This is a genomic window from Myxococcus sp. MxC21-1 (genome assembly GCF_032612255.1).
GTDB classification, from domain to species: Bacteria; Myxococcota; Myxococcia; order Myxococcales; family Myxococcaceae; genus Myxococcus; species Myxococcus virescens.
This window is the reverse complement of record NZ_CP123278.1, coordinates 5,845,998-5,866,342: the sequence shown is the minus strand read 5'-3', so window position 1 is coordinate 5,866,342 and position 20,345 is coordinate 5,845,998. Positions and strand designations below refer to the sequence as shown.

At 67.8% G+C, this 20,345-nt stretch carries 14 protein-coding genes; 10 read left to right on the top strand and 4 right to left on the bottom strand.

Annotation, left to right across the window (positions count from 1 at the left end; translation table 11 throughout):
• Nucleotides 1–50 precede the first annotated feature (50 nt).
• The 6 genes from QEG98_RS25810 to QEG98_RS25790 all read left to right on the top strand — a co-directional run bounded on the left by QEG98_RS25810 (nt 51) and on the right by QEG98_RS25790 (nt 8,549).
• Entirely contained in the window at nt 51–1,475 is a 1,425-nt protein-coding gene (locus QEG98_RS25810) for a hypothetical protein (protein ID WP_316563175.1), read from the top strand.
• 5 nt (nt 1,476–1,480) lie between these two features.
• Nucleotides 1,481–4,138, top strand: a complete 2,658-nt coding sequence (locus QEG98_RS25805; protein ID WP_316563174.1) for an AAA family ATPase — start codon at nt 1,481–1,483, stop codon at nt 4,136–4,138.
• On the top strand, nt 4,135–6,420 hold the full coding sequence (locus QEG98_RS25800; protein ID WP_316563173.1) for a hypothetical protein: 2,286 nt from the start codon (nt 4,135–4,137) through the stop codon (nt 6,418–6,420). The genes QEG98_RS25805 and QEG98_RS25800 overlap by 4 nt, the downstream gene beginning before the upstream one ends.
• A 48-nt stretch (nt 6,421–6,468) precedes the next feature.
• Nucleotides 6,469–6,654 carry a hypothetical protein gene (locus QEG98_RS25795; RefSeq protein WP_316563172.1) on the top strand — a complete coding sequence of 62 codons (186 nt, stop codon included), beginning with the start codon at nt 6,469–6,471 and terminating at the stop codon, nt 6,652–6,654.
• A 159-nt stretch (nt 6,655–6,813) separates the two neighbouring features.
• Nucleotides 6,814–7,152, top strand: a complete 339-nt coding sequence (locus QEG98_RS42185; RefSeq protein ID WP_410477838.1) for a helix-turn-helix domain-containing protein — start codon at nt 6,814–6,816, stop codon at nt 7,150–7,152.
• Nucleotides 7,153–7,592: 440 nt separating this feature from the next.
• A complete protein-coding gene (locus QEG98_RS25790) occupies nt 7,593–8,549 on the top strand; it encodes a pirin family protein (RefSeq protein WP_316563171.1) in 957 nt (318 codons plus the stop codon).
• A 6-nt stretch (nt 8,550–8,555) separates the two neighbouring features.
• Here the strand turns inward: QEG98_RS25790 and QEG98_RS25785 are convergent, their stop codons facing one another.
• Nucleotides 8,556–10,511: a RecQ family ATP-dependent DNA helicase gene (locus QEG98_RS25785; protein WP_316563170.1), complete on the bottom strand. Its 1,956-nt coding sequence runs from the start codon at nt 10,509–10,511 to the stop codon at nt 8,556–8,558.
• Nucleotides 10,512–10,697: 186 nt separating this feature from the next.
• Here QEG98_RS25785 and QEG98_RS25780 point away from each other — a divergent pair, with 186 nt between their 5' ends.
• Both QEG98_RS25780 and QEG98_RS25775 read left to right on the top strand, forming a co-directional pair.
• Nucleotides 10,698–12,371: an amidase gene (locus QEG98_RS25780; protein ID WP_316563169.1), complete on the top strand. Its 1,674-nt coding sequence runs from the start codon at nt 10,698–10,700 to the stop codon at nt 12,369–12,371.
• 153 nt (nt 12,372–12,524) lie between these two features.
• Nucleotides 12,525–14,003, top strand: coding sequence for a glycoside hydrolase family 6 protein (locus tag QEG98_RS25775; RefSeq protein ID WP_316563168.1), 1,479 nt, complete (start codon nt 12,525–12,527; stop codon nt 14,001–14,003).
• 26 nt (nt 14,004–14,029) lie between these two features.
• On the opposite strand, the gene QEG98_RS25770 is transcribed toward QEG98_RS25775, so the two are convergent.
• The 3 genes from QEG98_RS25770 to QEG98_RS25760 all read right to left on the bottom strand — a co-directional run bounded on the left by QEG98_RS25770 (nt 14,030) and on the right by QEG98_RS25760 (nt 16,751).
• A complete protein-coding gene (locus QEG98_RS25770) occupies nt 14,030–15,493 on the bottom strand; it encodes an MDR family MFS transporter (RefSeq protein WP_316563167.1) in 1,464 nt (487 codons plus the stop codon).
• A gap of 182 nt (nt 15,494–15,675) precedes the next feature.
• Nucleotides 15,676–16,242 (bottom strand): hypothetical protein, encoded by a 567-nt coding sequence (locus QEG98_RS25765; protein WP_201421337.1) that lies wholly within the window; start codon nt 16,240–16,242, stop codon nt 15,676–15,678.
• 74 nt (nt 16,243–16,316) lie between these two features.
• Complete coding sequence (locus QEG98_RS25760; RefSeq protein WP_011554819.1) at nt 16,317–16,751, bottom strand: hypothetical protein; 435 nt, start codon at nt 16,749–16,751, stop codon at nt 16,317–16,319.
• A gap of 164 nt (nt 16,752–16,915) precedes the next feature.
• Between QEG98_RS25760 and QEG98_RS25755 the strand changes: the two genes are divergently transcribed.
• Complete coding sequence (locus tag QEG98_RS25755; RefSeq protein ID WP_316563166.1) at nt 16,916–19,570, top strand: ATP-dependent Clp protease ATP-binding subunit; 2,655 nt, start codon at nt 16,916–16,918, stop codon at nt 19,568–19,570.
• A gap of 98 nt (nt 19,571–19,668) precedes the next feature.
• A complete protein-coding gene (locus QEG98_RS25750) occupies nt 19,669–20,301 on the top strand; it encodes an Isoquinoline 1-oxidoreductase subunit (RefSeq protein WP_316563165.1) in 633 nt (210 codons plus the stop codon).
• Nucleotides 20,302–20,345: the final 44 nt, after the last annotated feature.

The window sequence follows — 20,345 nt, the reverse complement described above, 5'->3', positions numbered from 1 at the left end:
GCCGCTACCTGCTCTGGCCCGCCTGGGCGTGGCGTGTGGTGGCTCCCGAGGTGCGCGACCGGCAGCTCAACGTCCTTCAGAAGGCCGTACTGAGCCTGAGCCAGGCGGGGGTGGTGTCCGCCGAGAGGGTGAGCCGCACGCTCTGCCTCGAGCTGGATCTGGCAGCCTTCATCGCCAGCGAGCTTCTGCAGCGCAAGTGGACCGACTCCAAAGGGCAGATTACCCCCGAGGGGCGGCAGGTGCTGGAGGAGGAGACACTTCAGTCACGCAAGCTGGTCACCGGCTTCGTTTTTCAGGATCCATGGAGCCATGAGCTCTGGCCGCGCTTCGTCGAGACCTTGGAGTACGCGCGGACCACTCCGGGAAAGAAAGGCTTTCCAGACCTGATCCTGGGCTCGACGGGTGATCCCAAGCCGCCGCGCCCGGCCTACATGCACCTGCCAGTGGACGTGAACCCCGCCTCCAGCCCTGATGCGCAGGACATCATCGACGTGGCGCGCCGTCATCAGCGCGCCCTGCGCCATCAGGATCGCTCGGTGGATGCGGACGAGGAGGACAGCAGCACGTTCGAGCCGAACCCCGTCGACATCGACCGCGTCTCGCTCATCGAAGAGCGGCCCCTGCGCGTCTTCCTGAGCACACACATTTACCTGCCCAAAGACTCCGAGAAGTCGGTGGACTGGCAGGTGTGTGATCCGTTCGGGCTGGGCTCCAGCCCCCTGCTGCGCCGGGCCATCATCCGGCAACTGGAGCACTCCCCCCTGCTGCGTGAGCGGGTGGAAGGCTTGCTGAGCGACGCGCTGAAGGAAAACCTGGGGGAAGTGCGCGCCTGGATGGAGCGGCTTCAGAGCAAGGCGGAGCTGGCCCTTGAGAGGCGGCTGACTCCCGAGGTTCGTCGGCTGCCTTACCATGGGCAACTGCTGGAGCTGATGCTGGCGTACGTCGAGGCCGAGGAACTGGGGGAGGACAAGGCAGCCTCGAGATTCCCAACGGTGCTGCTGGCGGCGCGCAAGGTCGTCGAGGCGCTCTTCGCTCAGCTGTTCGAGGAGTATCCCGGCGTGGGGCTGACCCGGCGGCTCTCTCACGAGCAGGAGCACTGCGCCAGGGTCTATGATTTCACGGCGAAGGAGCTTGGCTTCCAGACACCGCTGCCACGGGCGCTGGCGAATGTGAGGCGCACGGATATCGAAGCCATCGTCAGGCGCAAGGACTTCTGGCGCCTGCGCTCATTGATTGTCGCCAACCTGCTGGCGGCCCGGGATGACTCCCGGCATCCACTGCGCAAGGTGGCTCGCCTCGAGCAACGGCTGTTCGCTGAACTGGACGACATTGCCACTGTCCTGGGCAGCCAGATGCACCATGGCTCCAAGGGACTTGGGGGGAGGGCTGTTCAGGACACGGTGCACCGGGTCTATCGCGTCGTGGGGCTCATCTCGGGGCTCGATGACGGTTCACGCAATCCACCGCTTCGGTAAGGGACATGGGAAAGAACAAGAACAAGAACAAGAATCAGTCCCCGCCTCCGCGGCAGCCCGCCCCGGCAGCAGCCATGGCCCAGAAGCCGGAGCAACTGGGTGCACAACCTCCAGGGCCGGAGCTCCCCGGGACGAAGTCCGATTCCCTGCTCGCCAAGGCCAAAGGGCTCTTCCAGTCCGTGACGGGGACAAGCACCCCTGAGCCTGAAGCGGACTCCGCGTCCACTGCCATTGCCTCCTTGGAGGCCCGGCTTGAGGAGGCGCTGGAGAAGACCCGCCTGACCTTCGAGGCGTGCCTGCAGCGAGAGCAGCAGGCGAGCACCGCCAAGCAGGACGCTCAGGCGGAGCAGGTGCGCCTGGCGGAGTGGGAGCAGAAACTGAAGGCCGAAAACGCCAGCGTTCAGCAGCGGCTCCAGGCGCTGGAGCAGCGGGGCACGGCGGTGTCTGAGCAGGAGACGTGGCTCCAGGCGCGGGAGGCGGAGCTCAAGCACTCACAAGGCCAACTGCTCCGTGAGCGAGAAGCGCTGAGGACCCGAGAGCTGAACGCGGAGGCGGGCTTCGCGGAGCAGCGGCGGCACTCGCTTGAGCAGCTGGAGCGGGAGGCGCAGGCGCTGCACCAGCAGCTCTCCGAGCAGCGGGAGCGGATCTCCAGCGAGCGGGCGGCGTGGGAGAAGGAGCGCACCGAAGCTCGGGAGAAGCTCGACACGGAGCAGCGCCAGAAGCGCGCCAGGCACGAGGACGAGCTCCAGAAGGAGGCCACCGCGCACGGCAACCAGCTTCGCAAGGAGCGCGCCGAGCGCGAGGAGGAACTGCGCGGGGAGCGCGCCGCGCACGATGCGAAGCTGCGGGACGCGTGGAACGAGCACGAGTCCGCACTGCGGGAAGCGCGCCGGAAGTTCGAAGCCGACCGTGCCCAGTTCGAGGAAGACAAGGGCAAGCTGACCAAGGAGCAGCGGCAACTCCAGTGGGATCGCGAGGACCTGAAGGACGACCGGAAGCACCTGGAGGAGCGGGCGCAGCAACTGGCGGCCCGGCAAGTGGAGGCGCTGCAGCATGTGCGCAACGCGGCCGAGGAGCGCTTGAAAGAAGCGCAAGCGGAGCGGGATCGGCTGACGAAGGTCCTCGCTCAGCGTGAGGAGGTGGACCGGCGCTTTGGGCACATGGCTCCCGAGGAGGTGCTGACGGAGCTGCAGGAACTGCGCGGCAAGCGGACCGAGTTGGAGCAGGCGCTCGCGGCCAGGCCCAGCACCCACGCGGCGGAGCGGCTGCTGGCGCTGGAGACCGAGAAGGACCAGTGGGAGCAGGCGCGCACCCAGCTCTACCAGGAGAACCAGTCGCTCAAACACGAGCTGTCACGCTACCGGATGGGGGTGGTGGAGCTGGAGACTATCCGCGACCAGAAGGCCATGCTGGAGAGCAGCCGGAATCTACTCCAGGCCAACATCAACGAGCTGCGCAAGGACGTCGATGACCGCATCCGCCGCTCGGACGGCCGCAGTCCGTTCCCCTCGCTCAGCGAGATGGACGCCACAGAAGAGCTGCAGAACCCCCAACTGGTGCGCGAGGAACTGCCGAAGCTCGATGAGTTCGTGCACGAGCTCCAGCACCGCATCGCGCGGGACCCCGAGGCGGTCAAGGCGGGCAAGAAGCTGATCTATCCCGTGGACATCATCCGCAGCTTCCTTGGCGGGGTGGCCATGAGCCCGCTGCTGTTGCTGCAGGGGATCAGCGGTACAGGCAAGACGACCCTGCCGCTCGCCTTCGCCCGGGCCATTGGTGCCGGCAACGAGGTCATCGAGGTTCAGGCGGGCTGGCGTGACAAGCATGATCTGATTGGCCACTTCAATGCTTTCGAGCGGCGCTTCTACGAGGAACCCTTCCTCCGGGCGCTCTACAGGGCCCGGTGCCCGAAGTTCAGGGACGTGCCCTTTCTCATCGTGCTGGATGAGATGAACCTGTCCCACCCGGAGCAGTACTTCGCCGATCTGCTCTCGGCCATGGAGCGTGAGGCGGGTAGCCAGAAGCTCCACCTGATGACTGCGTCCGTGGAGCCGGCGCCCCATGGACTGGAGGAGAAGGGCAAGCTCTTGCCCCTGCCGCCCAATGTCTGGTTCGTGGGCACGGCCAACCATGACGAGACAACGAAGGAGTTCGCCCCCAAGACGTATGACCGCGCGCATGTGATGGAGTTCGACAGCGCGCAGCATCAACAGCAGTTCGAGGCGAAGCCCTACGAGGCAGCCCCGCCGTTGAGCCTCCAGGCCTTGAGGAAGGCCTTCGCGCAGGCGAAGGAGAAGCACGCGGATCAGGCGAAAAAGGCGCACCTCTTTCTACGCAGCGAGCTCTCGCCGCTGCTCAAGGAGCGCTTCCGCATCGGCATGAGCAACCGGCTGGAACGCCAGTTGATGGATTACGTGCCCGTGATCATCGCCGCGGGAGGCACTCTGGGAGAGGCGGTGGACCACATCCTCGCGACGAAGCTACTGCGCGGTCTGCGCAACCAGCATGACACGCGCCCAGAGGATTTGATCGAGCTTCAGCAGCGGTTGCTGACGGCTTGGGCCAAGCCGCCAATCAATCAGGCTCAGCCCAAGGCATCGCTGAAGTTCATCAAGGATCAGCTCAAGCGGCTGGGCGCGCCTGACGAGGAGGAGGCCGCATGAGTCCCCGGTACCGTAACCGCCTCACGGAGGAGGTTGCCCTGGAGCCGGAGTTGCCGCTCCTGATGGGGCTCTGGCAAGTGGTGAGTGAGGGCCCGGAGATCTTCCTGAACACGGTGCCGCTGGCGAGCGGGGACTTCCTGGTCCCTGACCTTCAGGGGAACTGGAGCCTGCTAGACAGCGGCAGCGGGCGGCGGCAGGCCGGAAGCTTCGGCCGGTATCAGTTGCCCGAGGAACTGGAGGCACAGAGCCTGCGCGAGATGGGCAGAGGGCTCCAGGCGCTCATCGCGGGAGGAAAGGGTTGGCTGGAGTGGTCGGACGTGACGCCGGTCGTCCCGGGGATGTCGGAGGAGGTAGAACTCCAGAAGCTCGATCGGGCCATTGCCGAGCACTTGGGACACCTGAAGCAGGTATGCTGCGGGCCTCGCGCGCACCTGCGCGTGGAAATCGAGCGGGTGCCTGTCTCTCGCGCACGGCGTATTCCCAAGTCGGCGGCTCAGTACTTGGCCGCGCACACGGAGGACTGGGAGCGGCCCACTCTGCGCGCCGTGCACCCCAAGCGTATCCAGTCGTTGGTGCGCGACGACCTGCTGGACATCTACGAGAACCGGGTGGCGGCGCGGCTGGTGGATAACCTGCTGCGCTATGTCCGTGGGCGCATCCGCCGCGTCCGGAAGATGCGCCATGTCTTCGCAAGGACGAAGGCTTACGAGGCGCAGGCCGCCCTCTCGGGCTCGCACTGGCGGCGCAAGCGGGTTTGTGGACTGTGGGGTGAGGCCATTGATCTGGACGAGCGCCACCGCAAGGCGGAACTCACCCTCGAGCAGTTGGAACGGCTCCGGCTCAAGCTGTTGGCGTTGATGGACACGCCGCTCTACCGAGGAGTCCCCCGCCGGGCCCAGGTGAGCGACGCGCTGATCCTGACCAACATCCTCTCCAACGACCCCCACTACCGCCACGTGGCGCAGCTGTGGCGTGAGTGGCTCGAGTTCAACCGCAAGCGGACGCTCACACCTCAGGAGGTGTATCGCGGCCAGCAGGAATTCTGCCGCGGCTTCGACGTCTTCTGCCTGCTGCTGGTGATCCGGGCTCTTGAGCAGATGGGGTACGAGCCGCGAGAGCTTGAGGTCCCCATCCGTCCCGGGGTGGAGATAACGCTCGATGGCCCTGGGGGCTTGGCCCAACTGCGGTGGGAGCAGGAGGGGGTGCTGATATTCTCCACGGACGTGGGGAGCAGCCTGCGCGTGGTGCCCATGCCAGCGCTCATCTCGGCAAGCCCGGACGAGGGGGGGGCGCGGCAGCATCTTGAGAGCCTGGCACGCTTGAGCCCCGGCGAGATGGCGTCCACCCTGGTGCTTCACCCGACGGACACGGAGGAAGACGAAGAGCGGCTGAGCCCGGAGCTGCTCCAGCGCCTGCACACGCTGGGCAATGACCTGAAGAAAGAAGAGCGCGGGGGCCCCAGCATGCTACCGGTGGCGCCGTGGGACATCGGCAGCGTCGAGCGGGTGGTCCGCGCGTTGCGCTGGACGCTCAGTGCCCCGCTCTTCCTGAGCTATCCGCCCGAGGTGGAGTGCCCATCGCCCGAGGGGCTGCCGCTCGCCCAGGCTTCAGGTTGGCTCCAGCAGAGCGGGAGGAATTGGGTGGTGTTCCGGCCTCCCGCGGAGCATGAGTGGTCGGCGCTCAATACGGGAGAGGCGGTGCTCCGGGCGCAGCGCGAGCTTGAGCGCGCCCAGGCGTGGCATCAACAGGCCTCGGAGAAGGCCCGTGCAGCGGCACTCAAAGGCAGGGGCACGGGCACGGCCAACGCGCAGAAGAGCGAGTCGAATGCAGAGGTCGCCCGAGCGGAGAAGGCCCTCGGGCAGGCAGAGTCCTTTCACAACGCCCTGGAGCGGGCGGTGCGAAGGGCGAAGCTTCAGCTGAAGTGCCCCACCTGCGCGAAGTCGGTGGATCCCCAGCGCAACTTCCACCCAAGCCCAGGGGGGCACTTCCAGTGTGAATGCCCCGACTGCGAGGCGCGCTGGGGTACGCGGGGCTGTGGCGCCTGTGGAGAGCGCTTCCCCATGCTCCTGCCTGCCCTGAAGGATTGGAGCCCCGGCGACCCCACACCCGGCTGGGTGGACCAAGTGCTGGGAGGAGACGTGCTGGCCGTCCCCTGCGTACGCTCCTTGGAGCCCGGCACCTTCATCTGCTCAGCTTGTGGAGTGTGCTCCTGCGCCCAATGCCAGCAGCGCTCAAGTGGCGCGCAGGTCCGGGATGTGCCCCTGTCGGAGCCTGCCTCCTGACAACTGGACGTCTAGCCCAAGAAGTGAACGCCCGAGGAGAAGCTGCGCGTGCTAGCAGCGGCTCAGGGGCTCATCGGCGAGGAACTGGGAGCGCTGCTGCGGCGCGAGGGGCTGCATGAGGCGCAAATGAAGGAGTGGCTGCAGGCCGCCGCCGGAGCCCTCTCGGGCGCTTCCGCGGAGCCTCTGCCGGCAAAGGAGCGCGAGCGGCTGGGGCCGCAGCCGAGAAGCGAGTGAAGGAGCTTGAGCGCGAGCTGCACCGCAAGGAGAAGGCGCTGGCCGAGACGGCCGCGCTACTGGTGCCCGAAAAACTTCAGGCGCTGGGCTGGGACGAGAAGCCGCCGGCCGACGAGGACTACGCAGGGACGAGAAGAGCGAGAACTGACGCTCGCCCTCGTGGGCGAAGCCCTGGAGAATGGCGTGTGCTGGGAGGCCGTGTGCGAGCGGCTCGGGGTGGCCCCACGCACCATTCAACGTTGGAGGAAGCCGGAAACGGCGAGGACCGGCGGTGCGGCCCGCATACCCAACTGGCCAACCGTCTGTCGGAAGTGGAGCGGCGCCGCATCCTGGAGTTGGCCAACAGCGAGGAGTTCCGGGACGCCGCGCCCAAGCAGAGGGTTCTCGGCTGGCCTAGCGTGGCCGCGCCAAGGCCCCCACGCCCAGGCCTCGGGCCGAGCACACCGCCACTGGGCCCAACCAGATGTGGAGCTGAGACCTCATCTACCTGGGACATGACGGACCGCGACTTCGTGCGCCTGGGGCGCCACCCGCTTCATCGAGACGGAGAACCGCGCATGAGCGACGCGAGGGGAAGCTGGTATACGTGCGCTATGGCATGGTGACGCCGGGCAGATCCCCCGCCTGCGCGTGTCCCTGCACAACGCGGCCAACCTGCACACGCGAGCCCTGCAAGTACGGGGAGCCAAAGCAGCCTGCTTCCATGTGCCCCGTATGTGCCCCTCCGGCGCGGAATCAGGCGGAACCAGGGGGTACAAGGTGGGACAGGCCGGGATGACGAACCCCAGGAAAATCAAGGCGATAGCGGGTAAAGGCGCGTCCTGCTTGAGGTTTTCTATCGCCCTGCCCAGGGTTCGATCCCCGGCTCGTGCATGGACTCCGGGCGGCTCCCGGAGGAGGCTCGGGGGGACGCACACCCGGTTTCCGGCAAGGTCTTCATGAACGCCACCTCGCGCCGCCGTTTCCTCCTTCAGTCGGGTCTTCTCGTGGCCGCCTCGGCCATCGGGTGTCGGCGCTCGGAGGCTCCCGCGGTCATCCTGCAGTCGCAACGCAATGTGGTGCAGACGCTTGAGGGCATCCCCGCGACGGACGGAGCCGGCGTTCGCTTGACGCGGGTCATCGGGCAGCCCTCGCTGCGGAACCTCGACCCGTTCCTCATGCTCGACCGGTTCCACTCCGATGACCCCGGGGCCTACATCAACGGCTTCCCGAATCACCCCCACCGGGGCTTCGAGACCGTCACGGTCATGCTCGAGGGGCGAATGCGCCACCGGGACAGCCGTGGCAACAGCGGGCTCATCGCCGGAGGTGGCTCGCAGTGGATGACCGCGGGCCGTGGTCTCATCCACTCGGAGATGCCGGAGCAGGTGCAGGGGTTGATGTCCGGCTTCCAGCTCTGGCTCAACCTCCCCGCGAAGGAGAAGATGTGCCCGCCGGCCTACCAGGACCACACGCCAGAGCAACTCGCGGAGGAGCGCTTGTCTCCCTCGGGGAACCGCGCGCGTGTCATCGCGGGCCACATGAACGGGCTCCAGGGCCCCGTGCGCGAGCGCCCCACGCAGCCGCTCTTGCTGACCTTGGCACTCGAGGACGACCGTCCTTTCGAACTCGACACATCGTCGGACCACACCGCCTTCGCCTTCGTGTCCACGGGCGAGGTCGACCTGGGACCTGAAGACACGTCGAAGCCGGTGCGCGAGGGCTCGCTGGCATTGCTCGGCCCGGGGAGCCGGCTTCGCGTGCGCGCGAGGAATCGCCGGAGCGAGTTGCTCATCGCCGCGGCGATGCCCCTGCGTGAGCCCATCGTCCAGTACGGCCCGTTCGTCATGAACACCCGCGAGGAAATCCAGCAGGCCTTTGACGACTATCGCGCGGGCGTGCTCGACCAGGGGTGATGGTCGTCAAGCCACGGCCAACTGGCCACAGAAGTCCAACACCTCCTCGAAGGGCCAGCCCTCCAGTGCGCCGAACAACTTGTGGCCGCCGAGCTTCGCTCGCGTGAGGGCGGGGCTGCTCAATCCGCAGAGGAACCTCGCGGCCTGCCTCGGGTGCCCGAGTGACTCGGGATGTTTCGCGGCCAGGGCTCGGAAGCCCGCCACGTCGAGGCCTGCGGGCAGTGCCGGCCTCCGGCGCACCGCGGGAAGCACCTGGGCCTCCCCGGTCCGGCAGAAGGTGCAGTGCCCACACGGCTGCTCCCGTCGCTGACCGAAGTGGGCGACCAGCGCATTGCTCTGGCACCCCGCATGGGTGACGAGCTTCAGTACGTCCCGGACACGCGTGACCTCCTGGGCCTCGCGCTGCTGAAACCGCTGATGGAGGAGTGCGGTGAGCGCTGCTGCGTCCTCCTGGGGCCGCAGCCGTGTGAAGCGCTGACGCGGCTCGGAGACCTGGAGCAACACGAGCCCCTGTTCCTCGAGATATTCGATGGCCCGCACCACGCGCTCGCGGGGCTGCCGAAGCGAACTCGCCACCTCGGCCGGGTCGAGCGAGTACCAGGTGCGTCCTTTCTTCGCCTGGGTAAACACGTCGCGCAGGAACTGCCCCCGTTCTCCCTGGAAGCGCCCCACGAGCGCGTCGAGGGGAATGAGCGGCTGCACCTTGTAGCCCGCGTAGTACGGCGTGCCTTGCCTCAACACGCCTTCGAGCTCCAGGTACGTCAGCGCGGTGCGCAGCACGAGCGGCCGCACATCATGCCGGGTGGACAGAGCGAACATGTCGACGCTCAGCTCGGGACCCAGGCCGAGCAACTCGGTCACCAGACTTTGAATTGCTTCCCGCGTGGGTGTGTCTCCGAGCGCGAAGTTCTCCAGGCTGGGGACGTCGTCCGGACACGCGAAGAGCTCCACCACCGATGGCGCTCCATCTCGCCCGGCTCGGCCGATTTCCTGGCTGTAGCTCTCCAGGCCCTTGGGCAGGTTGTAGTGATACACGGCCCGTACATCCGCCTTGTCGATGCCCATCCCGAACGCGATGGTCGCTACGACGATGCCATTCGCGGAGGCCATCCAGGCTTCCTGCACCCGCTCACGGACCTCGGGCTCCAGTCCCGCATGGTACGCGCTGGCGGGGAGCCCTTCGGCGGAGAGGAACGCGGCCACGCGCTCGGCGGTCTTCTGCTGCGTGACGTAGACGATGGTGGGGCCGGGCGCTCGGGAGCCGAGCCGCCCCAGGAGGAGCGCGTCGCGGGCCTCGGCGTGAACCGGGGTCGTCTCCAGCGTGAGGTTCTGCCGGTAGAAACCCGTGACGACCGCGTTCTCCTCGGGGATGCCGAAGCCCTGGCAGATGTCTCGCACGACGGAGGGTGTTGCCGTGGCCGTGAGTGCGAGGATTCGCTCTGCCGATAAATCCCGCGCCGCCTTCGCCAGCTTCAGATAGTCCGGGCGGAAGTTGTGGCCCCATTCCGAGACACAGTGCGCCTCATCCACCGCGAACAAGGAAATGCGCAGCTCGCGGAGCAGGGCGGTGAAGCGCTCGTTGTTGAAGCGCTCGGGCGCCACGTACAAGAGCTTGAGCGAACCATCGCGCAGCGCCTTTGTGACTTCGCGTGAGTCGTCCACCGACAGCGAGGCGTCCAGCCGCGCGGCACGAATGCCCTGCCGGGCCAGGGCGTCAATCTGGTCCTTCATCAGCGCGATCAGCGGGGAGACGACCACCGTGATGCCCTCCAGTAGCAGCGCCGGAAGCTGATAGCAGAGCGACTTGCCGCCACCTGTGGGGAAGACCGCGAGCGCCGCGGCTTTCGGACCGAGCAGCGCATCGAGGACCTCACGCTGGCCAGGGCGGAAGTCCGTCAGGCCGAACCGCTCGCGCAGAACGGTATCGAGTGAGCTGTGTCGTGCGCCATCTGCCCTGTGCATGAAGCTCCTTTAACTCGCGAACTCCGGCAACCCACGCCCTCCATGGGTCCAGTCCAGCGACTCCGTCCCTGCTCACAGAGGGAAGAGCGTAGCCACGAAGTCCACGAGAACGCGAACGATGCGTGCCGCTGAATTGGCCACCATCGCCCATGCGGTATCGCCGGCTCGGGGATAGGCTGCGGCGCCATGACCTACCAACGCAACCCCGTGAAGGCGCCCCGTGTGTCGGGCCTGGCGCTCAAGGCTTTCGTGAACGCGCTCGAGAGCGGCGTCGGGTCGGTGATGCTGGACAAGCTGACGCGGGACAGCGGCATCGAGCGATGGCGTGAGCTCTCGGCGGGGGACGCGCCGCCGCTCCAGTTTCCATTGCCCCAGGGCACCGCCGCCACGGAGCCGCAGACGCCCACGGAGCAGGCCGCGCGCGCCATCGCCGCGTCCGCCAGTCCACCGGAGCGTGAGAGCGTCGCGGCCTATGTCCGCGCCTACCGCGAGGGCGCCACGAACCCGGTGGCCGTGGTGAATCGAATTCATGAGTCCATCGCCCGCATGGACAGTGGGAAGCAGCGCCTGGGCTTGTTCATCGCCCGCAAGCCGGACGAGGTGCACCGGGCCGCGGAGGCGTCCTCCGAGCGGCTGCGCGAGGGGCGTCCGCTGAGCGTGCTCGACGGCATTCCCGTCGTGCTGAAGGACGAGGTCGACCTGGCCGGGTTCCCCACCACGCTGGGCACGCGGTTCCGCACGCAGGTGGCCGCCGCGGACTCGACGGTGGCGGCCCGGCTCAAGGCCGCGGGCGCCATCATCCTCGGCAAGGCCAACATGAATGAGATTGGCATCAACCCCATCGGGTTGAATCCCCATCACGGCGCCGCTCGCAACCCCTGGGACACGGGCCGCATCACCGGTGGCAGCTCCAGTGCCTCCGCCGCCGCCGTGGCCGCGGGCCTGTGCCCCTTGAGCATCGGTGCCGACGGCGGCGGTTCCATCCGCATCCCCGCGGCCCTGTGCGGCATCGTGGGCCTCAAGGCGACGTGGGGCCGCATCCCGGAGACGGGCGTGCCCCCGCTGTGCTGGAACGTGGGCCACGTGGGGCCCATGGGGCTCACCGTGGACGATGTCGCCGCGGCGTATGCGGTGCTCGCGGGGCCGGATGGACACGACCTCGTCTCACAGGGGCAGTCGCCGCATCACCTGTCTGGCTACGAGGATGACGGCCTGAGCGGCGTGCGGCTGGGCATCTGCTGGGACTACTTCGAGGACGCCGACACGGACGTCGTCGCCCGCTGCAAGGAAGCCGTGGCCGCGCTGTCGGCTGCGGGAGCGCGCGTGGTGGAGATTCCGCCTCCCGACCTCAACACCGTGCTGTGGACGCACAGCTGCATCATCCTGAGCGAGATGTCGGAGGTGATGCTTCCCCACGTGAAGGCGCATCCGTCGGAGTTCGGGCTCGACACGCGCACCAACCTGGCCATTGGCCGGCACTTCCGGGCCACGGACCTGGTGCACGCTCTGCGGCACCGGCATCGCCTGACGCGTGAGCTGCTGGCGCAAATGGCGGGCGTGGACGTCCTCGTCACGCCGACGACGGCCACCACGGCGCCCCTCATTCCGGAGGCGGCGCTTCCGGATGGCGAGTCGAACCTGCCTGTCGTCGATGCCCTGATGCGCTTCGTGCGCCTGGCCAACCTGACGGGCTTCCCCTCGCTGTCGGTGCCAGCCGGCTTCGACGAAGAGGGGCTCCCGGTGGGTGTCCAGCTCACAGGCCGCCCCTACGAGGAACACCTGCTGCTGCGTCTGGGCCGCGTGGTGGAGCAGGCCTCCGAGTACCGCGTCCCGCCTGTTCATCTGCGCGCACTTCGGTGAAGGCTGCGGATTGAAGGGCTGAAAAACAAGAAAAACGTGCAAGTGTGGCGCCGCGTGCTCGCGGGGCCACCCACGGGCCACGCACTCGACACAGCCCGCGTCACTCCGGGCGCCGCTCCCTGGCGTCCTCGCGCGGGCGGGAGGAATGGCTTCGTGCAACCCAGTAACTCCGCCGGTTCGCCGTTTCGTCGCTTCACCGCTCCGGCCGCGCTGATGCTCGCGGCGGCCCTCACGACTGCCTGTGGTCCCTCGGAGCCGCCCGACCCGGCGGAGGCCGAGGCGCTCGGCAGTCGCACCGACGCGCTGACCGAGCTCGTCTCCAATGGCACCTTCAGCGGCGGCACCGTGTCGCCCTGGTGGAGCGGCCCCAACACACAGTCCCGCGTGGAGAACGCCCGCCTGCGCGTGGACGTGGGGGGCGGGACGGCCAACCCCTGGGACGCGCTGATTGGCCAGGATGACATTCCGCTGGTGAATGGCCGGGCGTACACGCTGTCCTTCACCGCTTCTGCTTCGGTGTCGACGACGGTCCGGGTGACGGTGCAGTTGGAGAGCGCGCCGTACACCGCGCCGCTGGACCGGCAGATTACGTTGGACGGCACGTCGCGGCGCTTCACGTTCCCCTTCACGTCGACGCTGGCCACGCAGGCGGGACAGGTCACCTTCCAGATGGGAGGCCGCGCGACGGGGTTCAGCGCGTTCATCGATGACATCTCGCTCACCACGGAGGACGGCGGCGGAGGCGGCGGGCCGCTGTCGATGACGAGTGGCTTCTACATCGACCCGAACTCCAACCCCGCCAACTGGGTCCGGGCCAACAGCGGGGACTCGCGCGCTGCGCGCATTCAGTCCTCCATCGCGAACAACCTGGCCGCACGCTGGTTCGCCGCTTGGAGCGGAGACATCACCACGGCGGTGTCCAGCTTCGTCTCGGCCGCGGACGCGGCGGACAAGCTTCCGGTGCTGGTGGCGTACAACATCCCTGGCCGGGACTGCGGGAGCCACTCGGGCGGAGGCGCGGGGTCGCCAGAGGCGTACCGGACGTGGATTTCGTCCTTCGCCGCCGCCATTGGCAACCGTCCCGCCGTCGTCATCATCGAGCCGGACGCCGTCGCCCAGCTCGACTGCCTGGCGAACGATGCCGAGCGTCAGACGCGCATCAGCCTGATTCGCTACGCCACCGAGCAGTTCAGGGATCGCGCGCCGAACACGTGGGCCTACCTGGACGCGGGCAACGCCTTGTGGATCAACGCCGACACCATGGCCCAGCGGCTGGAGAACATGGGTGTGCGCAACGTGCGAGGCTTCGCGCTCAACGTGTCGAACTTCTACACCACCGCGCAGTCGGCCTCGTACGCGGGCTCCGTCAACAGCTCGCTGAACAGCCGGTACGGCTACACCAGGCCCTTCGTGGTGGACACCAGCCGCAACGGCAATGGCTCCAACGGTGAGTGGTGCAACCCCGCCGGCCGGAAGATTGGCACGACGAACCAGGTGGGCGTGGGCGGCGCGGAGATGACCCTGTGGATCAAGGTCCCCGGAGACTCCGACGGCCAGTGCGGCGTCGCGCCCAACACACCCGCAGGCACGTTCATGCCGGACGTGGCCCTGCGGATGATTGACGGCCTCTGAGCGACGCACGGGGCGCCGCACGGACGTCAGTGCGGCGCCGCCACCTCGGTGGAGGACACCGTCGTGGTGCGTGGCACCTTGGGGAAGAACAGTCCCGCGGCGAAGGCGGCCACGGTGAAGGCGCAAATCAGCCAGAAGTTGATGCTCAGCCCGTCGCCCAGCGCGCCGCTCAGCGTCGCCAGCAGGTCCGCGGGCAGGTCCTGGCCATGGTCGGGGCTCATCAGGGCGTTGGCCGCCGAAATCGGCACCGTCGGGTCCTTGAGGAGCTGCGACACCATGACGCCGCCCATCAGCCCCACGCCAATGGCGCCGCCGATGGTGCGGAAGAACATGTTGCTGGCGGTGGCCACGCCGCGCAGCTCCCAGCCCACGCTGGTCTGCACGGCGATGAGCAGCGCGGTGGACGCGAAGCCCATGCCGATGCCGAACAGGCCCATGGCCACCTCCGGCAGCAGCTTGGGCGCCTGGGGCCCCAGGAGCAGCGCCATCAGCGACGTGCCCACCACCGTCAATCCCAGCCCGCCCACGATGAGCGGGCGGAAGCCCGTCTTGAGCAGCAGCTTCCCAGCGACGAGGGCCGCCAGCGGCCAGCCGACAATCATCGGCGTAATCATCCCGCCGGCCTCGGTGGGCGTTCCGCCCAGGACGCCCTGGACGAAGAGCGGAACGTAGGTGGTGGCCCCGAACATCGCCGCGGAGAAGAGCGCTCCCGCGATGGAGGAGATGACGATGGCCGGCACCTTGAAGATGGACATGGGGATGATGGGCTCGGCCACCTTGCGCTCCACCGCGACGAAGGCCGCGAGCAGCACGGCCGCAACGGGGAGGCCCCACAGATTCACGCCCACACCTTGCACGCCGACGAGCAGCGCCACCACCCAGCCGGTGAGCAGCGCGGCGCCCGCGTAGTCCAGCTTCTGGGGCTTCCGCTCCACGCGCTCATGGAAGTAGCTCAGGAGCAGGATGAGGCAGCCCACGCCCACCGGGACGTTGATGAAGAAGACCCAGTGCCACGTGAGGTACTTCACGATGAAGCCACCGGTGATGGGCCCAATCAGGCCCGCGATGCCCCACACCGCGCTGAACGCGCCCTGGACCTTCGCGCGCTCCTCCAGCGTGTAGATGTCCCCGATGACGGTGAGCGCCACTGGCTGCATGGCGCCCGCGCCCAGGCCCTGGAGCGTCCGGAAGCCGATCAACATGGCCATGGACGTGGACAGGCCACTGGCGATGGAGCCCACGAGGAACAACACGATGCCGAACACGAGCACGGGCTTGCGGCCGTAGAGGTCCGCGAGCTTCCCGTAGATGGGCACGGTGATGGTGGAGGACAGCATGTACGCGGTGAAGACCCACGCGTAGTGCTGGATGCCGCCCAGTTCGCCCACCACCGTGGGCATGGCCGTGGAAACGACAGTGGCTTCCAAGGCGGCCATGAAGAGGCTCAAGGCCAGGGCCAAGGTGGTGAGGGGACGATGAGTGGTTCGCATGAAGACGCCGGCGCGGGAGAGGCCCTCCTTAACGGCTGCGGGCGGGGGTCGCCAGCAACAAGCGGCCTCACGCCCCGGGTGGCCACTCAGCGTGCGGGCGCACACGGACTCGGAAACGAACGAAGGGCCAACCCCCACGTGTGTGGGAGCTGGCCCTGGGGGCTTCACCCGTCGATTCGGGATTACAGGCCGCGCATCAGCTGGGCCTGGGCGAAGGCCGCCATCTGCTGGGCGTTGAAGCGGCCCTCGGCGATGTCGCCCACCGTCTTCGCGCCCGTGCGGACCGTCTCCACCATGTCCGCCAGCTTGCCCACGGTGCCAGCCTTGCCGAACATCGAGGCAACGCCACCCAGCGGACCGCCAGCGACCATGGCCAGCCCGTTGTCGATGAACTTGTCGACGAACGGCTTGGCGAGCTGGCCGATGCCGAAGGGCATCTTGTCCAGCAGGCCGCCAATCATGCTCTTGAGGGGGCCGGTGATGGCGCTCATCGCCTTGTCGACCAGGCCGGACACCTGGCTCAGCGCGCTGCCAATCTTGCCGGCGATGCCGCCGATGCTGTTCGCCAGGCCGCCTACCGCCTTGCCGATGCCACCCAGCGCCTTGCCGATACCGCCCAGCGCGCCCGCGAGGCCGCCCGCCGCCTTGCCCGCCGCGTTGGCCGCACCTGCAGCGGCGCTCCGGCCAGCATTGCTCGCGCCATTCGAGCCACGGCTACCGTTCGAACCACCTGCGCCGCCAACGGACATGGGGGAAACCTCTATGAAAGGGGGTGAATGTAAGGATTGTCGGGGAGCGTGGGAGAAAGTTGCGTCAAATCCGCCTAAACGCGATCAGGCCCGCCCTTGGGCACGTGCTGGCGGAGCTTCTGGCTGGTCTCCTCGTCCACCTTCACCGGCTCCTGGCCCTCATCCCCCCGGAGTGACGGCTTGTTCGCGTCGTCCTGCTTCCCTTCGAAGCCACTGTAATAGGACTTGGGCGGGCCAATGCCCAGCTCGCCATTGGCGGCGGCGATGAAGAAGTTGGCGACGTCCTGGGTGGTCGGCGGGTTGTAGCCGGCGGCACGCAGCTCCTCGTCCGGCGCAACGATGAGCGTTGGCTCCTTGTCCGGGTTCTGGGCGTAGTCGAGGACCAGCTCGACGTAGGCCTCCAGCTCCATATCCAGGGACTTCGCGATGCGCTGGGTGTCTGGGTCCGCGAGCAGTTCGGCGCGGACATTCTCCACGGGGCGCTTCAGGCGGGGCTTCTGCTCGGACATGTCGGGGACTCCCGGAGGGCATAGAAAAACGGCTCTTCCGGCAGGTTAGCGTCCCCTGCAATGGTGGGCCACCTTGGACGCCCGGTCCTGCCCTGGGGCCGAGGTGAGGCGCACCGGCCGTCCCTAGCGTTGGCATTGAACCGTCGTTCGGGGGACCCGAAACCATGGCCAATGTCTGCGACCTCTGCCACCAGCGCCCGGCGACCACCCGAGTCACCCGCGTCATGGGGAACCGGCGGACCACCGAGTCCCTGTGTGACGTCTGTAGCAGCCAGCGCTCGCGCTTCGGCCGCATGGGCCTGGGCACGTCGCTCTTCGACCAGTTCTTCAGTGACTTCGGAGACGAGGACTTCGGGGGGCTGTCGCGTTCACTTCAGCAGCCGGTGGAGCGCTACGACATCACCGAGGCCTTCTCCGATGAGACGCGGCGCGTCCTGGAAGCGGCCTTCGAGGCGGCGCGAAGCGCGGGTGCGGCTTCCATCGACACGGAGCACCTGCTGGTGGCGCTCGCGAAGGATCCGCTGGGCCGGACCGCGCTCAGTCGCATGAAGCTGGACCCGGCCCGCGTCGCCGAGCGCGCCGAGTCCGAGATGCGCCGTGGGAAGCGCCCCATGGAGCGTCCCGAGCTGTCGCCGCATGCGAAGCGCGCCCTGGAGCTCGCGTACCAGGAGGCCTACGAGCTGGGACATTCCTATGTGGGGCCCGAACACGTGCTGCTGGGGTTGCTGCACGAAGGGGAAGGCCTGGCGTCGGAGATTCTGCGCGAGCAAGGGGCTCAGCACGGCAAGGCGCGCGCGGCCGTCGCGGAAGCGCTGGCACCTTCATCCGAGGCACGCCGGTCGCCCACGCCCACGCTGGACGAGTACTGCCGAGACCTGACGAGCCTGGCCTCGGAAGGGAAGCTGGACCCGGTGGTGGGGCGGGCCAACGAAATCGAGACCACGCTCGAAATCCTCTCGCGTCGCACGAAGAACAACCCCGTGCTCATTGGTGAGCCGGGCGTGGGCAAGACGGCCATCGTGGAGGGCATTGCCCAGCGCATCATCTCCGCCGCGGTCCCGGACACGCTGCGCGACAAGCGCGTGCTGCAATTGGACCTGTCCGGCCTGCTCGCGGGCAGCAAGTACCGCGGCGAGTTCGAGGAGCGGCTGAAGAAGGTCATGGACGAGGTGAAGGAGCACAGCGAGGACATCGTCCTCTTCATCGACGAGATTCACACCATCGTCGGGGCGGGCGCGGCGGAGGGGGCCATGGATGCGGGCAACATGCTCAAGCCTTCCCTGGCACGCGGCGAGCTGCACGTCATCGGCGCTACGACGTTGGACGAATACCGCAAGCGCATCGAGAAGGATGCCGCGCTCGAACGCCGCTTCCAGCCCGTGGTCGTCCCGGAGCCGACGGCCGAGCAGGCCATCGAGATTCTGCGAGGCCTCAAGGACCGCTACGAATCCCACCACCGCGTGCGCATCGCGGACGAGGCGCTGGTGGCGGCGGTGGAGCTGTCGGACCGTTACGTCACAGGACGCTTCCTGCCGGACAAGGCCATCGACCTGGTGGACCAGGCGGCGGCCCGCGTGCGCTTGCGGCTGACGCTGCCACCGGAGCGACTGGTGAACGCCGAGCATGAGGTGGTGAAGGTGAAGCGCTCGCTCGACGAGGCACGCGGCCGGAAGGCGGGGCCGCGCATCCAGGAGCTGGAGTCAAAGCTGAGCGCCGCCGAGCGCGAGGTCCAGAGCGCGCAGAAGGAGCGCCGCACGCAGAAGTCCGGTGAGACGCCGGAGGTCCGCGCCGAGGACGTGGCGGAGGTGCTGTCGCGCATGACGGGCATCCCCGTGACGCAGATGACGGAGGATGAGCGCAAGAAGCTGCTGGAGCTGGAGTCGCGGCTGCATGAGCGCGTCATCGGTCAGGACGAGGCCATCCGCGTGCTGTCCCAGGCCATCCGGCGGGCGAGGGCGGGGCTCAAGGACGAGTCGCGCCCCATCGGCTCCTTCCTCTTCCTGGGCCCCACGGGCGTGGGCAAGACGGAGCTGGCGAAGACGCTGGCGGAGCTGCTCTTCGGTGACGAGAAGGCGCTCGTCCGCTTCGACATGAGTGAGTACATGGAGAAGCACACCGTGAGCCGGCTGGTGGGCGCGCCGCCGGGCTATGTCGGCTACGAGGAGGGCGGGCAGCTCACCGAGGCCGTGCGGCGGCGGCCCTACTCCGTGCTCCTCTTCGACGAGGTGGAGAAGGCCCACCCCGACGTGTTCCACATGCTGCTCCAGGTGCTGGATGACGGGCGGCTCACGGACGCGCAGGGCACGGTGGTGAACTTCAAGAACACCGTCATCATCGGCACCAGCAACCTGGGCTCGCACCTCATCCAGGAGTCCACCGCGCGCAAGGAACCGCAGGAGCGCATGCGGGAGCGCGTCATGGGCGTGCTCAAGGGGCACTTCCCGCCCGAGTTCCTCAACCGCATCGACGAGACGGTGGTCTTCGAGCCGCTCAACCGCGCGCAGCTGCGCGCCATCGTGGACCTGATGCTGGAGAAGACGCGCCGCCTGCTGCACGGCCAGGGCATTGAGCTGGAGGTGACGCCCGCGGCGCTGGAGGCGCTGGTGGACAAGGGATGGGACCCGACCTTCGGCGCGCGTCCGCTGCGGCGTGAAATCCAGCGCGCCATCGAGGCACCGCTCGCGGAGAAGCTCATCTCGGGCGACATCCATGAGAACAGTCGCGTGAGAGCGGACTTCAAGGACGGAAAATTCCGGTTCGACGAAGTGGAGGCCGCTGAGGCGGAAGGCGAGCAGGTTGAAGCGAGTGCCGTTCACTGAACCGTCACGTGTGGGGTCATCCTGGCCCCCGAACATTCGCCTTGTAGTTGGTACAGACATGCCGGAGCCTTGGCGTGATGCAGCCATCTCTTCCGGTCATGGCCTCGCTCTCCGCTCTCCTGCTGGCGGGAGGGTGCAAGCGGGAGCCCGATGCCGCGGCGGCGCAAATTCCCGCGCTGCCCGAGGTTGCCCCCAACGCGCTGCGACCCGTGGAAGCCTTCGCGGCCATCCTGGACCGGAAGGAGCGCTCCCGCGCGCTCTTCCTGGAGGCCAGCCGCGTCTTCTTCCACCCGCGGTGCGCGAACTGTCACCCGGCGGGTGACAGCCCGCTGCAAGGTGACGACGGCCAGCTTCATGACCCGCCCGTGGTGCGCGGCCCCGAGGACCAGGGCGTGGTGGGCATGGAGTGCATCAGCTGCCACCAGGACAAGAACCAGGACCTGGCACGCGTGCCCGGCGCGCCGAAGTGGCATGTCGCCCCCATCGAAATGGCGTGGGTGGGGAAGAGCCCTCGTGAGGTGTGCGAGCAGCTCAAGGACATGAAGCGCAACGGCGGCAAGACGCCCGAGCAGATGATTCAACACAACGCCCACGACGCATTGGTGGCCTGGGGATGGAGCCCGGGCTCGGGGCGTGAGCCCGCTCCGGGGACGCAGGCGCAGTTCGGCGCCATCGTCGCGGCCTGGGTGGAGACGGGCTCGGAGTGCCCGAGCGAGGAGGCACGGCCGTGACGGTTCGCGTTCGCATCAACGGTGAGGAGAAGGAGCTGGACGTC